This window comes from Serratia proteamaculans, assembly GCF_949794035.1.
In the GTDB taxonomy this organism is placed as follows: domain Bacteria; phylum Pseudomonadota; class Gammaproteobacteria; order Enterobacterales; family Enterobacteriaceae; genus Serratia; species Serratia proteamaculans.
Genome location: NZ_OX461105.1, coordinates 4645343 through 4670778 on the forward strand (window position 1 = coordinate 4645343; position 25436 = coordinate 4670778).

23 protein-coding genes are annotated in these 25436 nt (G+C 53.9%); 5 read left to right on the plus strand and 18 right to left on the minus strand.

Annotated features, from left to right (window positions below):
• Positions 1-9 precede the first annotated feature (9 nt).
• From QOT07_RS21575 to QOT07_RS21600, 6 genes are all read right to left on the minus strand, one after another.
• Positions 10-1068, minus strand: a complete 1059-nt coding sequence (locus QOT07_RS21575; RefSeq protein ID WP_207977459.1) for a zinc-dependent alcohol dehydrogenase family protein — start codon at positions 1066-1068, stop codon at positions 10-12.
• Positions 1069-1118: 50 nt separating this feature from the next.
• Entirely contained in the window at positions 1119-2105 is a 987-nt protein-coding gene (locus QOT07_RS21580) for an ABC transporter permease (protein WP_099063307.1), read from the minus strand.
• Positions 2106-2134: 29 nt separating this feature from the next.
• Complete coding sequence (locus QOT07_RS21585) at positions 2135-3658, minus strand: sugar ABC transporter ATP-binding protein (RefSeq protein WP_198404429.1); 1524 nt, start codon at positions 3656-3658, stop codon at positions 2135-2137.
• Positions 3659-3672: 14 nt separating this feature from the next.
• Positions 3673-4653, minus strand: coding sequence for a substrate-binding domain-containing protein (locus tag QOT07_RS21590; RefSeq protein WP_390900032.1), 981 nt, complete (start codon positions 4651-4653; stop codon positions 3673-3675).
• Positions 4654-4826: 173 nt separating this feature from the next.
• Positions 4827-6230: a sugar porter family MFS transporter gene (locus QOT07_RS21595; protein ID WP_283604415.1), complete on the minus strand. Its 1404-nt coding sequence runs from the start codon at positions 6228-6230 to the stop codon at positions 4827-4829.
• Between the two features lie 36 nt (positions 6231-6266).
• Positions 6267-9557 (minus strand): DUF5107 domain-containing protein, encoded by a 3291-nt coding sequence (locus QOT07_RS21600; RefSeq protein WP_283603896.1) that lies wholly within the window; start codon positions 9555-9557, stop codon positions 6267-6269.
• A gap of 107 nt (positions 9558-9664) precedes the next feature.
• On the opposite strand from QOT07_RS21600, the gene QOT07_RS21605 reads away from it, so the two are divergent.
• Positions 9665-10867 (plus strand): ROK family protein, encoded by a 1203-nt coding sequence (locus tag QOT07_RS21605; RefSeq protein ID WP_283603897.1) that lies wholly within the window; start codon positions 9665-9667, stop codon positions 10865-10867.
• A 38-nt stretch (positions 10868-10905) separates the two neighbouring features.
• A complete protein-coding gene (locus QOT07_RS21610; RefSeq protein ID WP_283603898.1) occupies positions 10906-11511 on the plus strand; it encodes a transglycosylase SLT domain-containing protein in 606 nt (201 codons plus the stop codon).
• Between the two features lie 62 nt (positions 11512-11573).
• On the opposite strand, the gene QOT07_RS21615 is transcribed toward QOT07_RS21610, so the two are convergent.
• Positions 11574-13739, minus strand: coding sequence for a YgiQ family radical SAM protein (locus QOT07_RS21615; protein ID WP_099063301.1), 2166 nt, complete (start codon positions 13737-13739; stop codon positions 11574-11576).
• A gap of 613 nt (positions 13740-14352) precedes the next feature.
• On the opposite strand from QOT07_RS21615, the gene QOT07_RS21620 reads away from it, so the two are divergent.
• Together QOT07_RS21620 and QOT07_RS21625 are read left to right on the plus strand one after the other, a co-directional pair.
• Complete coding sequence (locus QOT07_RS21620) at positions 14353-14910, plus strand: tyrosine-type DNA invertase (RefSeq protein WP_099063300.1); 558 nt, start codon at positions 14353-14355, stop codon at positions 14908-14910.
• A 215-nt stretch (positions 14911-15125) separates the two neighbouring features.
• On the plus strand, positions 15126-15983 hold the full coding sequence (locus QOT07_RS21625) for a helix-turn-helix domain-containing protein (RefSeq protein ID WP_283603899.1): 858 nt from the start codon (positions 15126-15128) through the stop codon (positions 15981-15983).
• A 14-nt stretch (positions 15984-15997) separates the two neighbouring features.
• On the opposite strand, the gene QOT07_RS21630 is transcribed toward QOT07_RS21625, so the two are convergent.
• From QOT07_RS21630 to gbpA, 3 genes are all read right to left on the minus strand, one after another.
• Positions 15998-17425 (minus strand): DUF1996 domain-containing protein, encoded by a 1428-nt coding sequence (locus QOT07_RS21630; RefSeq protein ID WP_283603900.1) that lies wholly within the window; start codon positions 17423-17425, stop codon positions 15998-16000.
• Between the two features lie 81 nt (positions 17426-17506).
• On the minus strand, positions 17507-18031 hold the full coding sequence (locus QOT07_RS21635) for a cytochrome b (RefSeq protein ID WP_260329646.1): 525 nt from the start codon (positions 18029-18031) through the stop codon (positions 17507-17509).
• 69 nt (positions 18032-18100) lie between these two features.
• Positions 18101-19516, minus strand: a complete 1416-nt coding sequence (gene gbpA, locus QOT07_RS21640) for an N-acetylglucosamine-binding protein GbpA (protein WP_283603901.1) — start codon at positions 19514-19516, stop codon at positions 18101-18103.
• Positions 19517-19777: 261 nt separating this feature from the next.
• Here gbpA and gspS point away from each other — a divergent pair, with 261 nt between their 5' ends.
• Positions 19778-20158: a type II secretion system pilot lipoprotein GspS gene (gene gspS / locus QOT07_RS21645; protein ID WP_283603902.1), complete on the plus strand. Its 381-nt coding sequence runs from the start codon at positions 19778-19780 to the stop codon at positions 20156-20158.
• A gap of 5 nt (positions 20159-20163) precedes the next feature.
• Here the strand turns inward: gspS and QOT07_RS21650 are convergent, their stop codons facing one another.
• The 8 genes from QOT07_RS21650 to gspG are packed head-to-tail and all read right to left on the minus strand — an operon-like array spanning position 20164 to position 25425.
• Positions 20164-21006 (minus strand): prepilin peptidase, encoded by an 843-nt coding sequence (locus QOT07_RS21650; protein ID WP_207977451.1) that lies wholly within the window; start codon positions 21004-21006, stop codon positions 20164-20166.
• A gap of 15 nt (positions 21007-21021) precedes the next feature.
• Positions 21022-21480, minus strand: a complete 459-nt coding sequence (gene gspM / locus QOT07_RS21655) for a type II secretion system protein GspM (RefSeq protein WP_283603903.1) — start codon at positions 21478-21480, stop codon at positions 21022-21024.
• Positions 21477-22577: a type II secretion system protein GspL gene (gene gspL, locus QOT07_RS21660; RefSeq protein WP_283603904.1), complete on the minus strand. Its 1101-nt coding sequence runs from the start codon at positions 22575-22577 to the stop codon at positions 21477-21479. Before gspL ends, gspM begins: the two co-directional genes overlap by 4 nt.
• Complete coding sequence (gene gspK / locus QOT07_RS21665) at positions 22574-23530, minus strand: type II secretion system minor pseudopilin GspK (protein ID WP_283603905.1); 957 nt, start codon at positions 23528-23530, stop codon at positions 22574-22576. Before gspK ends, gspL begins: the two co-directional genes overlap by 4 nt.
• Entirely contained in the window at positions 23527-24120 is a 594-nt protein-coding gene (gspJ, locus tag QOT07_RS21670; RefSeq protein WP_283603906.1) for a type II secretion system minor pseudopilin GspJ, read from the minus strand. Before gspJ ends, gspK begins: the two co-directional genes overlap by 4 nt.
• Positions 24107-24487, minus strand: coding sequence for a type II secretion system minor pseudopilin GspI (gene gspI, locus QOT07_RS21675; protein WP_283603907.1), 381 nt, complete (start codon positions 24485-24487; stop codon positions 24107-24109). The genes gspJ and gspI overlap by 14 nt, the downstream gene beginning before the upstream one ends.
• On the minus strand, positions 24468-25001 hold the full coding sequence (gene gspH / locus QOT07_RS21680) for a type II secretion system minor pseudopilin GspH (RefSeq protein ID WP_430523283.1): 534 nt from the start codon (positions 24999-25001) through the stop codon (positions 24468-24470). Before gspH ends, gspI begins: the two co-directional genes overlap by 20 nt.
• Positions 24991-25425 (minus strand): type II secretion system major pseudopilin GspG, encoded by a 435-nt coding sequence (gene gspG / locus QOT07_RS21685; protein ID WP_207977441.1) that lies wholly within the window; start codon positions 25423-25425, stop codon positions 24991-24993. Before gspG ends, gspH begins: the two co-directional genes overlap by 11 nt.
• Between the last annotated feature and the right edge of the window lie 11 nt (positions 25426-25436).

A 25436-nucleotide genomic window follows, 5' to 3' on the forward strand; every position in this document is an offset into this window, starting at 1 on the left:
CCTCCGGAGTTAATCGGCGAAGTTAATGACCACTTTGCCACACTGGCCAGAAGCCATCAGCGCATAAGCCTCTGCGGCCTGCTCAAGGTTGAAACGGTGGGTAATGGCAGCATGAGGATGCATTTTCCAGTCGTGCAGATCGGTGCAGCATTTTTCCATATGGTGCAGGCTGGTGACCCAGGAACCAATGATCCGCCGCTGATGGTGCATCAGGTCGGCGCTGACTTCGAACTCAACCTTGCCGGTTTCACCAATGTAGATCACCCTGCCCCAGTCTGAAGAGGCTTGCAGCGCCAGCAGGCGACCTTTGGCATTGCCGGAACAGTCCAGCGTCACATTGGCACCGCCCGCCGTCAGTTCACGAATACGCTCTGTCACGCCGTCGCCGGTCAGAAATCCGTGATCCATCAGCCCCAACTTTTTCGCGGTGGCCAGACGTTCAGGGATAACATCAACGCCAATCACCGTTTTCGCCCCACGGCCCTTCGCCAGCATCATCGCCATCATGCCGACCGGACCAAGTCCCACCACCAGCACGTGATCGCTGCCGGACACTTCGCCCCGCACAATGCCTTCATAGGCCGTGCCGACGCCGCAGGAGATAAAAGCGCCGTCTTCATAGCTGAGCGAGTCTGGCAGATGGATCAAATCTTTCTCTTCCGCCAACAGGTAGTCGGCATGCCCGCCATCCCGCTGCCAGCCATAAGCGGCCTTGCCCTCACCGGTGCAAGAAATCGGGTAACCCCGGCGACAGTTACTGCAAAAGCCGCAGCCGGAAATATGGTACACCAGCACGCGATCGCTCTCGCGAAAGTGCCGACAGCCCGCCCCCAAAGCCACGATCTGGCCACAGGGTTCGTGGCCATTAATAAATCCCCGATATAAAGGTTGATCCGGCGCGGCCGCCGTCCCCCGATGCTGGTGATAAATATAATGAATATCGCTACCGCAAATACCGGACGATTTCATTTTAATCAACACCTGGCCAATACCCGGTTGTGGAATATCAACCTCACGCAGCGTTACACTGGAATTTCCGGGCAAATAAGCTGCCAACATTTTTCCCATGTTATTTTCCTTTAAAATTTAATAAAGAATTTTTTGAGCGCAATGAAATGTTATTGCTTACTGTTCTTTTGCATCACAATAATATTCACCAGCACCGCCAATACAATAATGACGCCCCTGACCACCTGTTGGAAAAAGGAGTTGATGCCCAGTAACACCAGGCCACTGCCAATCAGGGTGATCACCAGTACGCCAAGCAGGGTACCGAGCATTGAACCACGTCCGCCGGACAAGGCGGTGCCGCCCACCACCACGGCGGCAATCACGTCGAACTCCAGACCGCTGGCCGCCCCGGCGTTACCCGAACCCAGGCGTGCAGCCAGCAAAATGCCCGTCACTGCGGCCAGCAGACCGGCGATGGTGAACAGCAGCACGCGAATGCGCCTGACGTTGATCCCACACAGTTGTGCCGCGCCGGCGTTACCGCCAATCGCGTATACCGAACGGCCAAAAGCGGTTTTCTTGCTGATAAACTGAAACACCACGAACAGGATCAGCATAATCACCGCTGACACCGGCAGCCCCAGCACCTGGCCGCCCAACCAATCCAGCACGGTATTTTCTTCGATCGGTACCGGCAGCGCGTTGGTCATAAACAGCCCCATGCCGCGCAATGCGCTCCACAACCCCAACGTGGCAACAAAACTCGGCACGTTGAACCTGCCACGCAGCACCCCGGCAACCGATCCCAGGGCTGCCCCCAACAGCAGAGACAAGATCAGCGCGATCGGCAGAGGTATCGCGTATTGCATCAAATACGCCAGGATCACGGATATAAACGCCACCATCGGCCCCACACTGACGTCAATTTCCCCGGAAATAATAATTAACGTCATCGCCCAGGCAGCAATGCCGATAGTGGCTGCATCGCGTAATATGTTCATTTGATTGTTCAGCGAAATAAACCCGGGAGCATAAATAGAGAACACGAGATATAACACGATAATAATAGCCAGCAAGCCCAGCTCATTGGCATGCTTGGATAATTTATGGGTCTTGGCTATTTTCATTTCAGGTACCAATGTAGACATTGTCATTACCTCCGGCGTATGCAATAACGGCAAAATTATTGGATCATCAGCACTTCAGACATCAATTGTTCAACGTCCACGGGTGAGATAAATTCCTTCGCTATCCTTCCCTGCTGTAACAATAAGATCCGGTCGCAAACCTGAGGTAACTCCTCGACTTCACTGGACACGAAAATAATACTTTTCCCTTCCGCCGCTAATTCACGGGCGATGCGATAGATTTGATTTTTGGCTTCTACATCGACACCACGGGTCGGCTCATCAAGCAATAAGATCCGGCTCCTGGCATAAACCCAACGACCAATCACCACCTTTTGCTGGTTACCCCCAGAGAGCGTCACGATCGGCGTACCGGTCGCTGCCGTTTTCACCCGCATACGGCTGACGATCGCCGACGTCGCTTGTTTGATCTTCAGCCAGTTCAGCACGCCATAACGGCTTACCGCACGGCTGTCGGTCATCACGGTGTTTTCATCCACCCCCAACAGCGGCATGATGCCTTCAGCCTTACGGTTTTCCGGGGTGTAGGCCATACCGCGTTTGAGCATACCGGCATAATTCGGGGCAATCAGCGTTTCCCCGTCCAACACCAGTTCACCTTCGGTAAAGGGCGTCAGGCCGACAATCGCTTTCAGCAATTCGCTGCGGCCCGCCCCCAGTAACCCGGCGATGCCCAGGACTTCACCACGCCGCAGTTCAAAACTGACCTGATGCAATTTTGGTGGTAACGATAGCTGCCTGACCGCCAACACCGTTTCGCCGCCGACAGGTGCCGTGACCCACTGAGTGTGGTGATCCTGATGGCCTAACATCAGGTCGACAATCTGCTGAGTTGAAGTGTTATCCAACGCCACATCTCCAGCCACGCAACCGTCACGCATGATGGTACAGGAGGACGCCAGCCGGCGGATTTCATTCATCCGGTGGCTGACATACACCACCGCAATGCCGGCAGCAGACAGGCGCATCACCGCCGCAGCCACCAGATCCGCCTCGGCATTGGCCAGCGAACTGGTCGGCTCATCGAGGATCACCACTTTGGGATCCCCCTGAATAACGCGGGCTATCTCCACCAATTGCTGCTGCGCCGGGCTCAGATCACGCACCCATTGTTGAGGATCGATATCGACTCCCAGCCGGTCCAGCGCCCGTTTCGCCTGCTCTGCCATGCGCCGGGCATCAATCACCCCGGCACGCTGCGGCCAGACGCCCAGGCACAGATTTTCCGCTACGCTCATATCCTGCACCAGGCTTAACTCCTGGTAGACAGCCCGTACACCGAGCCTGGCGGCACGGCGCGTCAACTGTTCCTCCGGCCCATCCAACTGTTGTTCACCGATAAAGACCTGCCCGGCATCCAGCCGTTCGCTACCGGTGAGCATGCGGATTAATGTGGATTTACCCGCGCCGTTTTTCCCGAGTAACGCGCGCACCTCACCACGGCGCAGAGTAAAATTAACATCTTGCAACGCTACCACTCCCGGGTAGCGTTTATGCCCGGACTGGATACAGGCCACCACCGGTTGCTGTGCCAGACTGCTCAAGACCCTGTCGCTCATGGGAGTCTCCTGCATCAAGGTAAGCCATCTTTGTGAGTCGCCAGCCAGTCAGTCGCGCTCTGCGTGGTGGCATAGAGATCTATCGGTACCTGCACCACTTTTTGAGCGACCGGCTGCCGGTTAATGGCACTCATCACCTGAGCAAATGCCAATGCCCCCATCTTCTTGCCGGAGATATCCACCACCGCTTGCAGCACTTGCCGGTTTGCCAGCTCCTGGGCAATTTCAGTGGTCATATCCGAGCCGAACACCACGGTTTGCCCGACCTTGTTCTGATTGCGAACGGCTTTAACGGCACCAAGCGTAGCGCCGCCGGATTCACCGAAAATAGCATCGACCTTGCCGGATGAAATCAGCAGTTTCTCACCCACCGATATCGCTTTATCCAGCACCGTACCTTCCTGATTGGCGACTATCTTCATGCCCGGTACTTTCGCCTTCAGCGCATCTTCAAAACCTTTACGGCGCTGTACGCAGACTTCAAATGCCTCGCAGTTAATTACCGCAATAGTCGGCTGCGTTATTTTCTTCTCAATAAAGTAATCGGCCGCGCTATTCCCCAGTTTCTTACCAAATTCATATGGGTCCCCTACCAGATAGGCATAGACATATTTATCTACACCCTTCTCGTTAATGCAGGTGTTGTAACAAATCACCGGAATATTCGCTTCGTGGGCACGTTTAATCGCCCGCACGCTGCCATTGGTTGAAACGGCAGAGAGCACCACGGCACTCACATCGCGCGCGATCATGGTATCGATAAACGAACTCTCTTTAGAAACATCACCTTGTGCGTTGGTTTCTATAATGCCAATTTTGCCGCCGGCCTTGTCTGCGCTGTCTTGTACCCCCCAGCGCACCCCGGCGTAATATCCCTGGGTATCAAGATAAATGGCGCCAATAGTCATCTTCTCGTCTTTGGCCTGCACCCCTGTACTAAAAATAACGATGACCCCGGTAATGGCTAACATCATGTGTCTTATTTTTTTCAGCAACATTGTTGTTCTCCAGTTAATGTTTATTAACCCCTTGCTGCATATTTTCATTATTGCGACTGATGGCCGGGACTTGCCGCCAGTGCGGCCCAGTCCCAGAGCACCAACTCATTACACTAAATGATCAAGTTGATTACTTTTCACCACAGGATCACGCATTAAACTAAACAGAGTTAAGTAAACTCTTTTTCCTTGCCGGCGGCAGCTCCTGTCGGGACGAGCTGCTGCTCCAGCGCCTCCAGCGTGATGCCTTTGGTTTCCGGCACTCTGGCGTAGATAAACAGTGCTCCGGCCAGGCAGATCGCGCCGTACAGCAGGAAACTGCCTGCGGCGCCTAACGCAGCATTTAACAGTGGGAAGCTGTAGGTCAGCACGAAGCAGGCGACCCACAGGGCAAAGGTGCCTGCCGCCATCGCCGCGCCACGGATACGATTGGGGAAAATTTCCGCCAGCAGCACCCAGGTGACCGGCGCGAGCGTGACGGCATAAATGGCGATGGCAACCAGAACCAGCAGCAGTACCGGCAGACCCAACAGACCATAGGCGTAGGCCGCCGCCATCAACAGGTAGACAGCCGTCAGTCCGCAGGCGCCGATCAACATCAACCGGCGTCGACCGATGCGATCCACCAGCGGCAAGGCTAGCAGGGTGAAGATCAGGTTGATCAACCCGGTGGCAACGATCGACTTCAGGGTATCGTTGATATCAAACCCTGCCGAAGCGAAGATCTCCTGCGCATAGTTGAAGATCACGTTAATACCGCACCACTGCTGGAAGACCGCCAGCACAATGCCAATCACCAGCACCGGTCGCACATCCCCGCGCAGCAAAGCACGGAATGGCACCTTGCCGCTGTCCTTGTCCAGCGTCTGGCGGATCTCCGTCAGCGTTTGCCGTGCGTATTGTTCGTTACCGATACGCCGCAATACCCGCTGCGCCTGCTCATGACGCCCGGCCTTCGCCAACCAGCGCGGTGATTCGGGGACGGCCAGCATTAACAGCAGGAAAGCCAGCGCCGGTACCAGTTCAGCGCCAAACATATAGCGCCAGCCAATCTGCCCATTCCAACTGGCCAGCAGATCCGCCTGGCTGGCATTGGCCACCACCGGATCGGCGATCAACAGGTTGATCAACTGCGCCGCCAGCACGCCAATCACGATCGTCAGTTGGTTCACCGCCACGAAACGACCCCGCTGCGCCGCCGGACTGACCTCGGCGATATACACCGGCGACAGGGCCGAAGCCAGGCCAATACCGATCCCACCGACAATGCGATAAAAGATAAAGGCATCGAAGCTGGTGGCCATGGCGGTGCCCCAGGCGGAGATCACGAAGGTTAACGCGGCGATCGCCAGCGGCAACTTTCGGCCAAAACGATCCGACAGCAGCCCCGAGATCAGGGCACCAAAAATACAGCCCACCAGCGCCGAGCTCATCGCCCAGCCGGACTGCGCAGGATCGGTAATGCCGAAGTACGCCTCGTAAAAGGGTTTGGCACCGCCGATCACTACCCAGTCATAGCCGAATAACAGGCCGCCGCAGGCGGCGACCAGGCAGATGGTCCAGACATAGGACATGTTCAGTTTATTCGTCACATCAACCTCCTTCGGGCATCAGTTTGCTAAGGCTGCGGCCAGTACATTGAATAAACGCGCTTTGTCATGCGCCGGATTGCACGCCAGCAACGCTTTCAACGTTTGCTGCGCTGCCGTTAGCTGCCCTAATCCCAACTGCGCCAGCGCCGTCACCAGCAGGCAATGCTGTTGATGAGCCTGTTGCAGGTCGTTGTCCAATGCCATCAGATCCGGCAGTGAAACGGCAAAGAAATCGGCGCCAGGCGACACCTCAGGCTGTTGGTGCACCCATTGCTGCATTTGCGTGAATACCTGTTCGGCCTGCGTTGACTGCCCAAGTTGCCTGAGCGCCATGCCGCGATAGAACAGATAATCCACCGGTTGGTCGTTGTAATAGCGGCTTTGCGTCAGCTCGCTGTGCCCCGCGCAGGCCTGTTGCCAATAGCCTGCGGCAGCGTCGAGGTTGCCCTGGCGGGCAGCACCGATCCCGAGCCAATAGTAAATATCATTGTCGCTTTGTCCGGCCAGGCGGCCTTCTCCCAGATTGTGCGGGTAGTGCAACGCCGACTGCAGCAAGTCATGTGCCTGCAGCAACTCACCCTGTTGCAGCGCCTGAAACGCTAACCGCTGCAGGTTGATCAGGTACTGGCCGGTGACCTTGCCTTCACCGCCTTCCCACGGGTGGAACTGCCGTTGTTGCAGGATCTGTTGCGCGTCACTCAGCCGCCCGCACTGGTTGTACAGGCTCAGCAGTTCGGCAGTAAGATCGTCACGCCTGGCCACCACCGGTAAATGTTGTTCCAGCAAGGCCAGCCGCTGTTCCGGGGCCGCCCGCAGATGCTTATTCAGTTGATCCAGTTCGAACAGCAGCCGGGCATCATCGGGCTGCAGGGCAAACGCCCGTTGCAGATATTCCAGCGCGACATCATGCTGCTGGAGCTTGTTGAAGCTGTAGATCCCCAGGTTGCGCCAGGCATCGGCAAACCCCGGCTGTCGCTCGACACAGCGCTGCCATAACGCCACCGCCTGCAAGTAGTTGCGCTTGCTGTAATGGAAACAGCCCAACAGGTACTGCGCAAAATCGCACTCCGGCAGTTGGCTCAGCATCTGTACTTCGTTCAGGGTATTGGGGAAGCGCACCTGTCGGATAAAGCTGTCGCGCGCCTGCGCCAGCAACTGTTGGTATTCACTGTCGCTCACCTCGCCTTTGCACAAGCTGGCCAGCAGATAAAGTGGCAGGGTTTCCTGACTGTCCAGCAGCGTCAACAGTTCAACCGCCTGCCGTTTGGCCCCCCATTCACACAGTTGGCCGGCAATCGTCAGCGCATTGATACCGCGGCAGCCCGTCACCGCCCGCAAACGCTGTAAATCGACCGCTTCGCGGGTTTGCGCATAGCGCAGGTAATGCAGGCTGTAATGCAATGGGCGAGCGGCCAGCTGTTGCGCAATATAGGCCAGGCTCTGCTCCCCCTGACCCAGGCGTTGCAACAGCAGTGCCTTCAGGGCGATCAGTGGGTAATGGCTGGCATTAACGCTCAGGCTGCTTTCACAGAATTCCAGCGCCTGCGAATCATCCCCGCGCCGTGCCGCGACTCGTGCCAAGCCGTAGAAGCCACCCGGTTTACCATTGCCGCTCCAGATGGCGCGGTAAAAATCTTCATAGGCCGCGCTGTCGTCACCCAATTGTTCATGAGCGCAGCCGCGGATCAGGCTGGCCAATCCGCACTGTGGGTTACGGTTTAGGTGATGTGCGCGTGCCAGCGCATCGTCAGCGTAGGCGATGGCGCGTTTGAAATTGGCGCGGTTATATTCCAGCGTCGCCAGAGCCAGATTGCAGCGATAATCAAGCGGATCCAGCTCCAGACCGCGCTGGTAATAGTCGAATGCCGAACGACTGGCGTGATTGTATTGCTCCAGATGCTGGCCGATAAACCAGGCCTCATCGGCACTGTCGATTTGTCCGGCTTCCCGTGGCGCTTGGGCAGGCTGCGGCAGTTCTGCGGCCGGATCGGCCTTATGCTGACGATAGCTGAGTACGCAGCGCCCCTGTGCGTCCAGCAATTCCATGGTCAGGCGACCCGGGAAATCACCGCTCAGGGTCTCCAACAGCGCCGCCCCTGGGTTGAGATCGACACGGCGGTCGAGCAGCAACTGTTGGTCGCTATCGCTGCGGATCACCAGCCGATGTTGCAGCAAAGGCGCAACCGCATACAGCCCCCATACCAACTGCCGGCCGTCGCTTTCCAGTTTCAACGCCGCACGGGTGTTGGCGTTCTGCACCATGCCCAGGGTGTTGTAGGGCAGGAAATTCTGCACGAAGCATTTTTCCTCGTAGGCATCGAGCCAGGTGAAATCCGGTTGGTTATCGGTGTAAACCCCGGTCATCAGCTCAATGTACGGGCCGTTGCTGTCGGTCAGATTGCGATCCCAGGCCTGGCCAAACTCACCATGGCCCCAGCTCCATTGCTTCTTGCCGGGTGACACATGGTGATCGGCGATATGCAGCAAACCGCCCTGCTCATCGTGGCTATAAGCGCCGACGAAATCATAGTCCGACTTGTGCGCCATATAAGACGTCGGCACCGGGATATTCTTGTAACGCGAAATATCCACGCCGGCCGAGTAATCCACCTTGTAATAGGTGCCGGTGGCGATAGGGAACGAAGACACATCGCGCTTGCCGTGGTCAAAAACGGCGGTCACATCCGGTGGGAACACACTCTGGTGATCGTCCCCGCCCTTCACCGCCGGGTTGGCCCACCAAAGGAAATGACGCGGTGTCGGGTTGGCGTTAAAGATCCTGGCGCTGATTTCGATCAAGGCACGGTCGGGATACAAGGTAAAACCGACCATCACCTGCAGTCCGCGCATCGGCTCCACTTCCCCCAGCCAGACGGTCTGCGCACCGTTATCCTGTTGCTGAGTCTGACAATCCACCGGCATGTAGGTGGTCGGGCGGTGGTGCTGCGGCCAGTTGAATTCGATCCCTCCGGAGATCCACGGCCCCAGCAGCCCCACCAGCGCCGGCTTGATCACGTCGTTGTGGTAGACAAAATCACGCTGTTGCACCTTGTCGTAAGCCCGGTGAATACGCCCGCCCAGTTCCGGCAGCAACATCACTCGCAGGTAGTCGTTTTCCAGATAGACCGCCTGATAGCGGCGCAGGGATTTTTCACCGCTCAGGGTATCAATCACGCCGTAGGGGTAAACCGCGCCGGAAGATCCCTGATAGACGCGGTTTTCCAGGAACATCGGGTGCGAGTCCTGCTCACCGGTACCGTAGGTGGATAATTCAACCTGTTCTTGCCAAACCTTGACTGTCCCGTGCATGCTTTCCTCTCTAAAAATACTGAACATTGCGTTTCAGGCAGTCTAGATGACAGAATTGCTGACTTTATGCGCTACCATCACGCAATACACTAAACGGGGTTTAATGAATGGCCTTGCAAGGTTTGAACAATCAACGGGTGCGCAATTTTAATAAACGGGTGCTGTGCGCGCTGCTGTATCGGGAAAAGGTTGCCAGCAAGTCGACGTTGGCGCGGCTTTCGCAGTTGTCTATTCCTGCGGTCGGCAAAATCCTCGACGAACTGCAGGAAGAGCAGCGGGTAGAGCACGATCCGCATAACCTGCACAGCCGCGGGTTGGGGGGCGGCAGCTATCGCATCGCCGCCGCCGGGCAACGTATTCTGTGTCTGAACGTCTCCCCCTATCTGATTGAAAGCATCGTGGTCGACGGCCTGATGACACCTTGCAGCGCTTTCACCCCACTGCCGATTGTCGCTACCACTCCGCAGGCGATGCTGCAGGAAATGGTGCAGATCTACCATCTGCACAGCCGCCAGCAGGGCATGCCGCTAAAAATCGCTTTGTCGATCCACGGCCAGGTCAACCCGCTGACCGGGGTATCGCAGCGCATGCCACAGGCCCCGTGGGAAGGTCCGATAGAGATAAAATACCTGCTGGAAGAACGTCTGAAGACCGAGGTTTTGCTGGATAACGACTGCGTGATGCTGGGGTTGGCGGAAAAGTGGCAAAATAACGCTAATCTGCAGGACTTTTGCGTGATTAACGTCGATTACGGTATAGGATCCTCGTTCGTGATTAACCAGCAGATTTACCGGGGCAGCCTGTTTGGCAGCGGTCAGATTGGCCATACCATTATCGACCCCGATGGCAGCCTCTGCGCCTGTGGCCGCTACGGCTGTCTGGAAACCATCGCTTCGCTGTCGGCGCTGAAGAAAAAAGCCCGCATTCAGCTCAAAGTCACCCCCTGGGCACAGCAGGAGGGCGAAAGGATTAAAACCCCCACCACCGCCGAGCTGATTGCTCGTTATCATCAGGGAGATGCTGCGTTGCAGGTGCTGGTGCAACGCGCCGCCCAGGCGATTGGGCTGAGCCTGTATAACTTCCTTAACATCCTCAATATCAACCGTATTTATCTGTATGGTCGCAGCTGTGGATTCGGTCAGGCCTGGCTGGACACCATCATCAGCCAGACCGGTTTCAACCCTTTCGATCGGCACGACCAAATCCAGGCTCAGGCCACGCATATCGGTTTTGGCCAACTGACGCGCGCACAGCAGGTGATGGGGATAGGTTATCTGTATGTCGAACAGGCACTGACGGAGATGTTATGATGCCCGACTTTATCCCAGCAAAAACAAGACGGAGCACCATGAACCCCACTCTACGAGGCTGGTCACGCGCAGGCATTGTCTGCCTGATGCTGATCCTGGCCGGTTGTTCCAGCAAAAAACCACGCACCAGCTACGATGCTCACGCTTTTGATGATGAGATTGAAGATGCTGCGGATAAATACGATGTCGACCAAAAACTGATCGCCGCGATGATCAAGGTGGAGTCCGGCTTTAACCCGGCAGCCATCAGCCGGTCAAATGCTATCGGTTTAATGCAACTGAAAGCCGATACCGCCGGTTGCGATGCCTATCGCTATAAAGGAAAACGCGGTTGCCCGGACGAAGACGATCTGCTGGATCCCGATACCAATATCGATCTCGGTGCCGCCTATATTGCCACCTTGCAAAAACAGCAGCTTAAAGGGATCGAGGATCCTGTCACCATGCGTTACGCCACCATCATCGCCTACGTAAATGGCACCGGTGCACTGTTGCGGACCTTCTCCAGTAACCGTCAACAGGCCATCTCAATGATTAACAATCTGTCGCCGGAAGCCTTTAACTGGCATGTCCGTAAATACCATCCTTCCTCGCAGGCGCCACGCCATTTGATGAAAGTGGAAGCCGCCTACGAACAATTGTGATGTTCAAACGCAAAAAAGGAGAACCCGAGGGTTCTCCTTTTCGTTTAACGCTGACTTAACCGTTAGGGCTTGCTGTTGCGGATCGGCTTGCGTGGCGGCTTATTGGACGGCGTACGCTGACGGGTGATGTCAGTGTGCTTGGTCAACGCCGGACGAGTATGGCGCTGCAAGCGCTTGGCTTCACGCTGCTCGTCAATGCTTGGCGCCGGCACCAGACACTCGCGACGGCTGCCGATCAGGTGCTTCATGCCCATCTCTTCCAGCGCAGTACGGATCATCGCCCAGTTGGCCGGATCGTGATAACGCAACAGCGCCTTGTGCAAGCGACGCTGACGATCGCCCTTCGGTATCACCACATCTTCACTCTTGTAACCAACCCGGCTCAGCGGGTTTTTACCGCTGTAATACATGGTGGTGGAGTTAGCCATCGGTGACGGGTAGAAGTTCTGCACCTGGTCGAGGCGGAAACGGTTTTTCTTCAACCACAGCGCCAGGTTCACCATATCCTCATCGCGGGTGCCCGGATGCGAAGAGATGAAATACGGGATCAGGTACTGCTCTTTGCCCGCCAGCTTGGAGTAATGGTCAAACAGTTGTTTAAACCGATCGTAGCTGCCCATGCCCGGCTTCATCATTTTCGACAGCGGGCCTTCCTCGGTGTGTTCCGGAGCAATCTTCAAATAACCACCCACGTGGTGGGTAGCCAATTCTTTGATATAGCGCGGATCTTCTACCGCCAGATCGTAACGTACTCCTGAGGCGATCAGGATCTTCTTGATGCCCTCAAGCGAACGCGCACGGCGATACAGCTTGATGGTCGGCTCGTGGTTGGTGTCCATGTAGGTACAGATTTCCGGATACACGCACGAGGCGCGGCGGCAGGTCTGCTCTGCGCGCGGGTTGGTGCAGCGCAGCATGTACATGTTGGCGGTCGGGCCGCCCAGATCGGAGATCACGCCGGTAAAGCCCGGCACCTTGTCACGGATCTCTTCGATTTCACGAATAATGGAGTCTTCCGAACGGCTCTGGATGATGCGCCCTTCATGCTCGGTAATCGAACAGAATGAACAGCCGCCGTAGCAGCCACGCATGATGTTGACCGAGAAACGGATCATGTCATAGGCAGGAATGGTTTCCTTGCCATAGGACGGATGCGGAATACGCTGGTACGGCAGGGCAAACACGCTGTCCATTTCCGGCGTGGTCAGCGGGATAGCCGGTGGGTTAATCCACACGTAGCGGTCGCCATGTGACTGCATCAGCGCACGGGCACAGCCCGGGTTGGTTTCATGATGCAAAATACGCGAGGTATGCGCGTACAGCACCTTGTCGGCCTTCACCTTTTCGAAGGACGGCAGCAGCACGTAGGTTTTTTCCCACGGCTTCGGCTTGGCAGCACGTACGGTGACTGGCTTGGCTTCCGGCTCCGGCTTGCCGCCGTCGGCACACGGCAGGTCATCACCGTAAGGGTTGGGAATAGGCTCAATGCGGCCCGGTTTGTCCATCCGGGTAGAATCCACGCCGGTCCAGCCTGGCAATGCGCCCTTGCGCATCACTGCGGTATTACGGATATCGTGGATCTCACTGATTTTTTCACCGGCGGCCAGACGGTGCGCCACTTCCACCAACGGACGTTCGCCGTTGCCGTAGATCAGCATGTCGGCTTTGGAATCCACCAGCACCGAGCGGCGCACGGTATCCGACCAGTAATCGTAGTGAGCGATGCGACGCAGGCTGGCTTCAATGCCGCCCAGTACAATCGGCACATCTTTATAAGCTTCTTTACAGCGTTGGCTGTAAACCAGCGTGGCGCGATCCGGACGCTTGCCACCCACGTTGCCGGCGGTATAGGCATCATCGTGACGCAGTTTGCGGTCAGCGGTATAGCGGTTGATCATCGAGTCCATGTTGCCGGCGGTGATGCCGAAAAACAGGTTCGGTTTGCCCAAACGCATGAAATCTTCTTTATTGCTCCAGTCCGGCTGCGCAATGATGCCCACGCGAAAGCCCTGCGCTTCCAGCATGCGGCCGATAATCGCCATACCAAAACTTGGGTGATCGACATAGGCGTCACCACTGATAATGATCACATCGCAGCTGTCCCAGCCCAGTTGATCCATCTCTTCGCGCGACATCGGTAAAAACGGCGCGGTGCCATAACATTCGGCCCAATAAGGCTTATAGGAAAACAATTCACGGTCGGGTTGGATCAGGCTGGTAGTGCTCATTCTGGTGCTCTTTCACAGGTTAATTAATCGCCGGGCGGCGATTATACGCACTAGTGGCAAAAAGAGCATGGTTATTTCACAGATCGGTCACATCTCGGGGCTGGCGCCGGGGACCAAGATTTATCGGAAGTCATCACGGGAGAAAGGAGCTGCGACATCGGTCTCTGCGCGCAAGCCTGCCAGCCTGGGTTGACGAGATTGGAAGGAGCTGACGTTCGGCACAGGTCCCTGTGGTGTTTAATTATGGTTAACATCTACCCAATTGTAATAAAAAATACAGAATAGAATTGAAACAAAAACCATTAAGATATTTTTTTAACCCCTATGACTTTATAAAGAATAGTCTTAAAGACATAGGAAAATCATAAATAAATAGCAATTTATCAAAAATAAAATAAATCCATCTCATTGTTTTTAAATGATATAGATACCAACAAACAGAATACGGCAAAAATTATGAAGCCACAGCAAAAATCAAGTAGAAGATGAACATCTAATTATGCAACTATAAACACGTAAGACTTATCCTAAGGATTGCGATCTGTTACAAAATATATCATTGAATGACCCATCTATTTAATTATCACCACACATATATACAACGGAGGTAAATATGAAACAAAATATAAGAAAATATTTGGATGAATCAGAAATAAAAAGCATGATCGAGAGTATTCCAAAAAGCCTGAACGCCTGGCGTGACCGATGCATGATCAGTATGTGTTTTATCCATGGGCTGCGCGCCAGCGAACTGAGCGGTATGACATTGGATAATATCGAGTTGGATGCAAAAAGAATCTACATACCCCGCCTGAAAAATGGTCTTTCCGTACAGCACCCATTGCATGAAAATGAAATTGCCATGTTGAGCGGCTGGTTGGAAATAAGAAAAAGTTGGCGTTATGCCGATCTGCCCTGGCTTTTTCTCTCACGAAAAGGCGGACGTATCTCCCGCCAGCAAATTTATCGACTGATACGCCACTATGGTCAAAATGCCAATATCAAAATCCCGACACATCCCCACATGCTACGCCATGCCTGCGGTTATTGTCTGGCAAATCAAGGTATTGACACCCGTTTGATTCAGGACTATCTGGGGCACCGAAACATTCACCATACGGTACTCTATACCGCCAGCAATGCCATGCGCTTTCAGGCGATTGAATTCTGATTCACTGGCCTGACCCAAGAATGTCCCTGTCTCACCACCGATAAAAAACAGATGGCCTGACTATAAAAAAGCCATAAATTAACCGTGGGTAACCACCCCAAAAAAATATCATTAGGAATAATAATTGAAGATAATTAAACGCAGGGTTAACTATTTATTTCGGCACAATGGACACCTAACCTGTCATTTTTTTAAATTATCGAGACCTCCTGTCCATGAAAAATAATAATAATGGACTGACTTACCGTCATGAAACAGAATTGACTATTTTCTCTACACAATGGGAACACGGTCAGATTGATAACGTTCAGGTCAGCGGCGCTCATTTGGCTCAGCTTGTACGCCCCAGCCACACCCTGATCGTTTATGACAGCTTTCAGGCACCTGACGGCAGTACCACCGTCCATGGCGACATTTGGTTTGACCAAAAACGGATACCCTGCAAACGTGCGATTGCCCAGGTTGCAGACCTGATCCCCTGCGGTTGCGGCTTTGAAGCTATGACCTATATAGAAGGCACTCTCAAATATACCGCCATTTCAGTTTCCCCCGCATTGATTTCGTTATTCCCTGCCGGTGAAACGGGGCTGAACATTGAACCGAGCGCTAACATACGCAGCCCAATAATCAAACAGCTGTGTGCCAGCCTTAAAACCAGCACCGATGAATTGCATGCCTCGTCCCTGATGCTGGCATTGCTAACAGAAACTTCGCAGTACCTGCGAACGTTGTTCAGCACCACGCACAGGCACGAAGCACTCTCCAAAACACAACGCGAACAGCTGGCCTGCTATATTGAAGAAAACCTGGGCGAGACCATCACACTCCAGGCTCTGGCCCAGCTCGTGGAGTTAAGCACCTTCCATTTTTCCCGGGTCTTTAAACAGTATTTTGGCCTGCCGCCCTATCAGTATGTCCTGCAGCGACGCCTGGAACGGGCGTATCAACTGGTCATCACTAGCCGGCTGTCTCTGACAGAGATCTCCGCCCAATGTGGGTTCAGTGCCCCAGCCCAATTCAGTACGCACTTTCGGCGTCATTTTGGTCAGTCGCCTTCATCACTGCGTTCATAATGACCGGCGGGATATTAGCCGTTTGTAACGGGGGAGAAATTGAAACGAAGCACCGGGCTGCGAGGCCCTTCCTTGCTGCTGAACTCGGCATCCGTGGCTTCCCCGCCGCTTAGACAAAAGTTGATTTCACGCTGGCCTGTTTGTATCGCCAGCATAACGGCGGCAGTCACATTAAAGGTCTTTTGCACGGAATCACTCCACATCTGCGCGTGATCCAGTGGAGCTGCAGATGGACAGTGGGTAAGAGCATGCCCGCCTTCATTTTCATCCCAGTTCCCCTCCGCTAACGCGTATAACCGCACCTGCCCGGTTTCACCGCTGACCTGACGCCCATACAGACGCAGGTCGGCTTTGCTGATGTTGAGGTTGTCGAGGCGTTCCGGCAAAGCAAACTTCAGCAGCCCGATGTTTTGCTCTCCGCCTACTTTGATGATCGGATCATCACCATGAAAACGTCCATCTGCCAGTGAAACCCAGGCATCGGCGCTGCTACGTTCGAAATCCCCTGGTATATCCTTGTCACAGGCCAGGGTGCGATTAAGGCACTCCTCCACACTATAGCGGGTAGCGCGCGGGCTCCAGGCAGAGAAGAAATCCGCATGGGCACTATAAAGATTGCCCCAGATCGGTTGCAAACTGCCATCTGCCTGCAGGGTCGGGTTCATGGACAACAGAGCGCCTTTCAGGTTGCCATTATCGCCCAGCGCATAGTGAATACGCATATTCAGCCGCGGGATTTTCACCGGATAGTTTGCAGGGCACAGCCCACTTTCCACATCGCTGTAAGCTGCATTGCGTTTTTGCGGGGAAGTCGTCAGGCTTTGGCCGTCCCAACAGTCCGGGAAGGTGAGCGAAATATTGAATTCGGCGCCTTCATAAAACCCGGCTATCTGCGGGCAGCTTTCCGGCGGAGCATTTGAATGTTCCCCTCCCTCAAGCGTCGTGCGGCAATAAAACCAGATGTTGGGATCATATTGCCCCTGCGGCCGATGGTGATTACCGGCCAACAGTTGTAAGCCCATTGGGAGGGGGGCAGCAGCTTGTTGTGCCGGTTTCTCGTTGCGGTAATAGACCTTGATATAGTTGGGGGTGACTATGCTGCCATCGGCCCGTTTAAGCTGCGGTGCCCAATACGAAGAGGCGTCATAGGGCGAGGTGCAGGTGGTGCTCGGGGCCTGTAGCAATGATTCGGCGGTACTCATGGCATTACCCCCAGTATTGCCAAAAAAATCATGAATCATCGATAACCCCGGTAAATTCGGCATCACAATGGCATCGTCCGCCAGCGTATGGGAGTAATCGCATACCACGTTAAAGATGCCAACATCGCCACCATCAATCACCTCTGTGGGTGTGAACTCGGGTACCAAAGGGGAAGCGAGCGTTAAATAAGGAAAGAAGAGAGCCAGATAAATAAGACTCGCAATATTGCTCCTGAACATACTTTTTCCTTTTTTAAGTAAATAGGCTACATTTTATTACTGCGCACGCTAGGCCTGGATTAATCATGGGCATCCCGGCAGTTACACCATTCTTGAAAGAATATTTTTCTTATCAATTAGCTGGTGTTTGATTACCGCAGCAACATGCATTAACAGCATCAGCCCCAGGGCCATACAACTGTAACGATGAACGGTGAAAAAGAAGAGATTCACCTCCAGGTTATGCAGCGGCTGCGGAACCGGCAGCATGCCAAATAAGCTATAGCCGTCCTTCAACATTAAAAAACCACTGATTAACACCACGAAGATGATCAGATAAAAAACCTCATGCAATAAAATAACCAACCCTTTTTTATTACCCTGAATATGTTCACCGTAGGGCACTGCCGGTCTGAAAAAACGCCAGGTGAAACGCACAATCATCAACAGCGTCATCACCGTTGCCAATGACATATTCAGCTCTGAAAAAAAGCTAAAAACCTGGGGATCTGAAATAAAATGCAAACCATAGCCTACCAGCCCAGCATAAATAATCCCTACGGCCAATACCCAGTGTAATATGCGTGAAAAACGATCGTAGCGAGAACGTGGCACATGGCTTTTCATATTCAGTAACCTCCTTATTATTGATGAAAAAAGTCGGCCGGGACAGGCCGACAAAAAATAGCGTTGCCGTTAGTTTTTTAATATCCAGGCTTCTTGCCAGTTGCTGCCAACACCGGGCTCAAATTGGGTAGTAGAACCTGTCCATTGTTTGCAATAGCCGCTGTAAGGGAAAGGTTTGCACTGGTAGGTTTTGCCATTCTTGGGTTGTAGCACCACTGTCCCAGCGGTGTAGCTATCGAGGCCTTCGGGGAAGCTATATTGATAATTACCGGAAGAAGTGTCTTCAATTTGTAGGTTAATCACATCCTGTTTGACTAACTGGCCTTCTTTGTTGGTCGCGAAGTATTTCAGCATATGATGGCCGGCAGTCACCTCATTCAGAGGCAACGTCATCTCCAGGCTATCGTCCGCGACGTTTTGCTTCAGGTAACCTTTTTCGCTGCCCTGATGATTAATCACCCTGGCTTCAAACGTGACCGCGCCCTTGACGTTAACCTTGAAACTCACGTTGGCGTGCCCATCCTGGATTTTATCCACCTGAACGCCGGAGACTTCCACTTCCTCTTCAACGGCCTGGGTCTGCTCTTCATACGAGATGACCACGTTGCTCAGGCGGCTGTCATCCTTGACGAACGCGCTGTTGTTGCCATAAACCGGATTGACCTGGCCCTGGTTATCCTTGACGCCAATACGGATATCGCTGTGTTTGCTGTTGATCAACACGGCCAGGTCATGTGACCAGCGGTTTTTATCCGTCTGCGCCTGGCTGGCAATAGTCATTTCGGTACGTAGTGACGCCACTTCACCCTGGTCGTCAAAGAAACGAGCAATAACCTTATCGCCCTCCTTCAATGATTTGCCGGCAACCTGACCCGAAAGCTGTTTGCTCCATTCCGAAGTCGCGGTTTCACCTTCACCAAAGTCAACGTCAATCACCTGATAGAAGCTATTAGCGGTATCGGCAATTTCCCAAACACCGTAAATCACCTGATAACCACTGCGTTCTGGTACGTTACATTCCGTCACCTGGCGTTGGGACGGCATTTGTCCATGCCCCTCTTCCTGACAGAAAGGTGCAGACTCAAACGCCTCACGCGTCAGTGGCTTATTTGCATCCCAATTTTGTTTGGTGATGTAATAACGCCAGTTATTGGTTTTATGTTGAGCCGTATGGTACCAGGTAAATTTATTTATCCCCGCCTTGATCGGATTCTTGGCCCACATATTCATGCTTTGCTTATCAAGTGGAGAATAATTAGGAATGCTGGCGCTGGCCAGTTCACCGTCGCGCGGTAAAGGCCCCGACGGGAAGCCTGAATCTTTCTCAACGCTCTGTGGTTCATACTGTACCGGGCCGCAGTCGATATTTTGCTGTAAATTACACTTATAAGCGCGGCTTTGCGGCGATTCCACATAACCATGGGCTAAAGCACCACAGGAGAGAGTCAATGTGGCTACAGCCAATGCGATTTTTTTCAATTCCATTTTGTCACCAGAGTTAAAACCAGAATTTAAATGGTTAAACGGTGAGTTTTTCTACCCACAGCTAACCGCCATTTACTCTGTGGACATCATAAATATTTCCTCACCCACCACCTCTTAAAAAACATGAATATAAGAGGTTATAAGTGACATCAGAACACCTATACCACATAATATTCAACAGGGAAGAAAAACATTATTCCTGAGGTTTACTTTTGAAATAATAGGCGTAACAACCCTTAAGTTAAGCGGAGTCTGTGAGTTGTGAAAAAATTAATTCTATTATCTTTTGTTTCATGCAACATATTATTAACCGGGTGTGCAACATCGACTCAAAGCAACACAGATCCCACACTGAATGGCCAGCACCAACAACAATTAGCAGCATTGATCGCGGGAAGTGAATATCTAAAAGAAAATTGCCAGCGCAGCGATATCCCTGCGATGTCGGTTTTAACAAAAACGGCAATCTCGGAGGCTAAAAAGAAACAGTGGCCGGTCGATGAAAGCCTGTCCGACACGCTGCCGACAGAAGCCAGAAATATCATTAACCGGTTAAATCAGGACCCGGCTCCGGTTGCACAGAAATGCGCTTACTTTAACCAATCCCTGGCCACTTTCATTGAAGCCTCTCGTCGGCAATAACCCGCTTACAACAGTAACATCAGGCAAAAGACCCCGGCAGCACACAGTCCCGGACCAAAAGGTTGGGGCTGGCTCCAGCCATTTGCCCGTTTTTTCGAACATAACAGAGTGACAATCAGCGTTGCGGTGGAAGCGATCAACAGGACCTCGGGTAATTTTTGCCATCCCAGCCAGGCGCCAAGCGCCGCCAACAGCTTGAAATCGCCGTACCCCAGCCCCTCCCTCTTGGTGATAAACCACATGCCCCAATACAGCGACCATAACACCAGATAGCCTCCCATCGCGCCGAGCACCGCATCACCAAGAAAATCCGGCTGCTCCAGCCAATGCCAAAACAAACCGCACCACAGCAAACCCAATGTCAGGATGTCCGGCAAGATTTGATGATGAAAATCAATGATGGCCAACGACAATAGCAATGCACTAAATACCATGATCATCACCCAATCTGCCCCTGGGAGCCGATAGCAGGCCAACAAAGTGGCGATCACCGCCATCGTCAGTTCAACCGCGGGATATGCCCAGCCTATCTTCTGCCGGCATTGGCGACAGCGTCCGACCAAGAGCAGCCAGCTGATCAGAGGAATATTATCGTACCAGGCGAGCCTGTACTGACAACGGGGACAATGTGAGCGCGGCAGAAACAGGTTTAGTCTTGCCGGCGACGCTTCTTCAACCCGAGTGCCTGTCGGGGATTGCGAGGTTAAATAATCCATCACCAGCGTTTTTTCTTCCTGCTCCATCATCAATGGCAAACGATAAATCACCACATTGAGCAAACTGCCAATGCACAGCCCTACCAGCCCCGAGAGCAATGGCCAAAGAAAAATATCAGAGTAAAACGACATGCTTATTCCTCTTGATTAACGAATTGAGGGAGCCTGGAGACTCAATCTTTTCACTGTGACGATATCGCCTTCCTCGCTCAGGCTGAGATCGACCACATCGACCCTCATGCCATATTCCTGTTGCAGGCTCCCCAGCCACAACAGCAAGGGTTTGAGCGGTTGTGGGGGAAGTGCCACATCCAGAGTCGGCAGATCAGGCGGTAACCTGCCCAATAACACGCCATGTTTTTTAGCGGTGGTCTGAAGTAAGGCCGGTAGCGATGCTGCCGCAGACAAACCCGGAGGGTGATTGCGCCGTAGTGTGTTAATGCGCTGGGCATTGCGCTGCAACTGCGCCAACTCACTGGCCGCCTGCTGCGACTGGTTTTTTTGCTGGAGATAAAACGCCAGAAGACAGAGCCCGGCGAGCAGGCTGCACCAGAGAAGTTTCCCTCTCTTGTTTTTCACGCCCGGTCGGATTTTTGAGCAGCTCATAAGTTTTCCCTCAGCGTCAACGTGCCCTGCTGGTTGACCGGATCCACTCGCATTTCCAGCGTATTACCCCGATCGTTTATTTTGGTGAAGGGCTGTAATCCTGCGCCCTGTAGCCTGAGGGTGATGGCAGACTTATCGGCTTCGAAAGCCAGGCCGAGGATCCGATACCCCGGGATCCCCTTTAGGGCCTGTTGCGCCTGTGCGGCAAGCTCGAAGAATTGGCGGGGGGATTTGGCCTCTTGCAGAGCCCGGATAGCCTCTGAGCTCGCCTTGAGAGGATCGGCCGGTATCGGCTGACCAACAAAAAGTCGTTGATATAAAGCGTCACGGCGCTGGCCAATTTGTTCAGCCTGATGCTGGTAATGCAGCCCACCGACCGCCAGCGCTCCCAGAGTTAATGCGACTCCGACAACGGCCGGCCAGTGCCGCCAGCAAGGATGGCGTTGCCAGCGCGGCCTCACCTTATATTTGCCTTGCAGCAGCGAAGCCGAAGTCTTCGCCTCCCCCCGCGCCCTATCCCACAAGGCATCACAGGGTGACAAGGGAACCGAGTCCACAACGGCAATCTCACCCGCGGCAGGCAGCCAGTGCGCCGGTAGCGAATAACCTGACCAAAGCGAGCTCCTGCACAGCAGGCGCCGATGCCAACGGTAAAAACGCCCCTCATCCACCGGCCCGCAAAGCGTGTCGGGTACCAGCATATCCGGCGTGATGTCCCATTCCGCCAGCTGTGACAACCAGCGTTGCATGTCTGCATGACGATAACCGGCCAGGGCATAGTGGCCTTCCTGGCGGTTCAATATCACCCAGTACAACTGCTCGACCTCTTCCAGCAGGCTATCTTCACACTGATAAGCCAGAGCCAAAGCCGTCGCGGCTCGGCGAGGCCCATTGAATGACACCCTTTGCAATGTCACCGACTGACCCGCTACGCAGACCATCACCCGACATTGCGATGCGCTGACTGGCAGTAGCGTTCCCGGCAACCATGCACCTGCATGTCGCCATTGCGGCTCGGCAGGGTCTCCCTGACACCACAGGGTTGGGGCTCCAGCCTCTCCCAGTGCCAGCACCAGCAAAGGTTTTGAATAGGTCATTGCACACTCTCCCCCTGCCCGGTTTGGCGGCCGGTCACCGCCAGCCTGCCTTTTTCATAATGCAATTTGCTACGCAGGTAATAACCGCTGTCTGTGCCCTGAGTGACCAGTTGGAGGTTAAAATAGCGGCTTTCCGTCACCAGCAATTTCTCGCCGGAGGGCGAAGGTAAGCGCAGCCCGGCCAATGCGGTTGCCCAGTCCTGATCATCCAGTCCCTGCCAGCCGGTGGCGGGCCGGGCGTTAAGCAGTTGTTTCAATTTGCTGTCGCTGGTCTGGTTTAAAAATAAGGCACGCAACAGCGGCAACTGAGCCTCGCTGAGCGTGTTGATATTGATTGCCGGCTGGCGCTCGGGCAGCGCGCATAGCCAGGGTCGCAGACGTAAATACTGTTGGCGGTCAATGAAAGGGAATGCCCGCAGTTCAGAAACGTCACTAAATGCAGAATGCTCCGGCTTCAGATGTTGTTCTATCGCCCTGCCGATACGTTCGGTTTCCTCATCGCTGAACGCCAGGTTTGATAACAGGGCATCGAACACCCGACGGGGAATATTGTTGCCGGTTTCGGCAGGGGGCACCTGGGCTGGTGTCTTGTCTTGCGGGGCCGTTTTTTGCTTATCGGGCAAGTAACGATAGCGTAACGTATTGAGATTAAAACAGGATTGAGCATCCCTGATAACATAGGAAATCTCTCTGTCTTCCGTGCGTATCATCCCTGGCACTGCCCAGCGCTGCCCCAGATTGACCGATGTCTCGTCATGTAAACTTTCCGACAACAACTGTTTGGCAAACTGTTCCCCCGCCAACAGGTCCCATTTGGCCTGAAAAGCCGTTTGCGCATGCAAGGTTCGGGAAAAAGTCAGTTGCCAATACTGATGGATCCCCATCGACAAAATGGCCATCAATGCCAGCAGTAACAGTACGATCAACAATGCCATGCCTCGAGACTTGTTCATGAGGCTTCTCCGTCGGCCAGCAAGAAAATGCGCTGTAGCGTCCCGCGGTCAGATAAGGTCACGGAGACCTCAATAGCCTGAGGCAAACCGGTGCCTGCAAACCCGCCGGCCTGCCAATGTCCGGCCAGCCGGTGCCGCAGGTGAAAACTTTCTACGCCCGTTATCAACGTGATGATTCTTGCTTTGTCCTCTGGCGCATCAGGAGTGGGGTAGCTCAGTCGCTGCAACTGGCCATCATGAAGGCGGTAAGTGATTCGCTCCAGCGAGGATCGCGGTAGTAAGCCACCGGGGTTAAGCCAGTTACTGCGTAATAGCGCCAGGCTCGATGCATTATCCACTATGCGGGCACCCGCCAAATTCGCTCTGGATGAAGGCTCGGACGGCAGCGTGAGGGTCTGGCGAATATCCCGTTCCATCAGGGCGAATGCCTGCTGTAATTGGGTCAGGGCGTTGGCCTGGGTTTGGACTATGGCATTGTTCTTCACGATGCTGCTCAACAGTTGCGACGCCATCAATGACATCAAGGCAAAAATCACGATCGCCAACATCATTTCAATCAAGGTGAACCCCTTTTGCTCAGGGTTTGGCATAGTCCGCCCTCCAGGTACGCAGACGCAAGATCGGGTAGCTGAACTCAGGTTCGCTATCTACTTCGATCTCAATGGCCTGGAGGTGACTGTCGGTGGTCTGCCGACTGCGGCTGCGCCAAAACCATTGGCGATTAGCCATCATGCTAGTGCCCTGTTGCCACAGCGGAGACAAGACGATATCCCCCAGATAAATCTGGGCCAGTTGATTGTCCGCTACCCAGCCGGCCACTGTTTTATCCTCCAGCTTGCCGAGATTGCGTACCTGTTGACCAGTGGTGCGGATCACCGCCATGCAACCGACGGATAAAATCATCATGGCCACCAGCACCTCCAGCAACGTCATGCCATTACGGCGTTTGCGGCTCATCGCAACTTTCCTCTGACAGAGCGAAACTCATATAACCCTTTGATTCTATTGTCTGCTCACATTGTTTTTGCCGTAACTTCAGGGTAAATAACGACATTTCACCGCCCGGATAGAACCACAGCTGAGGCGTGGCTTCAGGATCAAGGGCTGAAGGTAAAACCATCTCCAGCTGTTCCAGCTGTAATGAAAGGCTTAAGCTATCAGGTAAAATGACGCCATGAATGCCATCGATTCGCCAGCCTTCGCGCTCTTCGGGCCGCTCCCTCAAGCGGTAGATCATCCGTTGCCACCCTTGTTTGGTAACGGAAATCCCCACGGGGAGCCCGCTCTGCTCTGCACGTTGTTGGGCCGCGTTCAACGCCAGCGTCAACGTCGTTATGGCATTGGCAAACTGCGCCCGTTCTGAACGGTCATGGGGGACGATAATTGCTCCGGTGATGCCTATCAGCACCAGCACCAGCATAATTTCCATCAGGGTAAATCCGCGCTGGCGTAACCTGCCGCTAAGAGCCATTGGTGATATCGTCTGCGTTACCCCATTGACCGTCGGGCCCGGCGGACGAAATATCAATCTTGTGGTGTATTCCCGGGTTTAACAGACGGTAATCGCTGCCCCAGGGATCCTGCGGCAGGCGGCGCAGGTAGCCATCCTCCGGATAATTGCGCGGCAGCGGTGGCGTGACCGGTTTGGCAATCAACGCAGCCAACCCCTGTTCGTTAGTGGGATAACGACCATTGTCGAGCCGATACATGTCCAGCCCGTTCTCCAGGGCGACAATGTCGCTGACGGCTTTTTGCCGATCGGCCTTGTCTTTATTGCCCATCAGGTTAGGGATAATAAAGCTGGCCAGCAGTCCTAAAATCACAATCACCACCATGATTTCCATCAGGGTAAAGCCCGCTTGTCGGGTGCCACGTCTTACGGTTGGGGTTCGCATAGTGTTCTCCA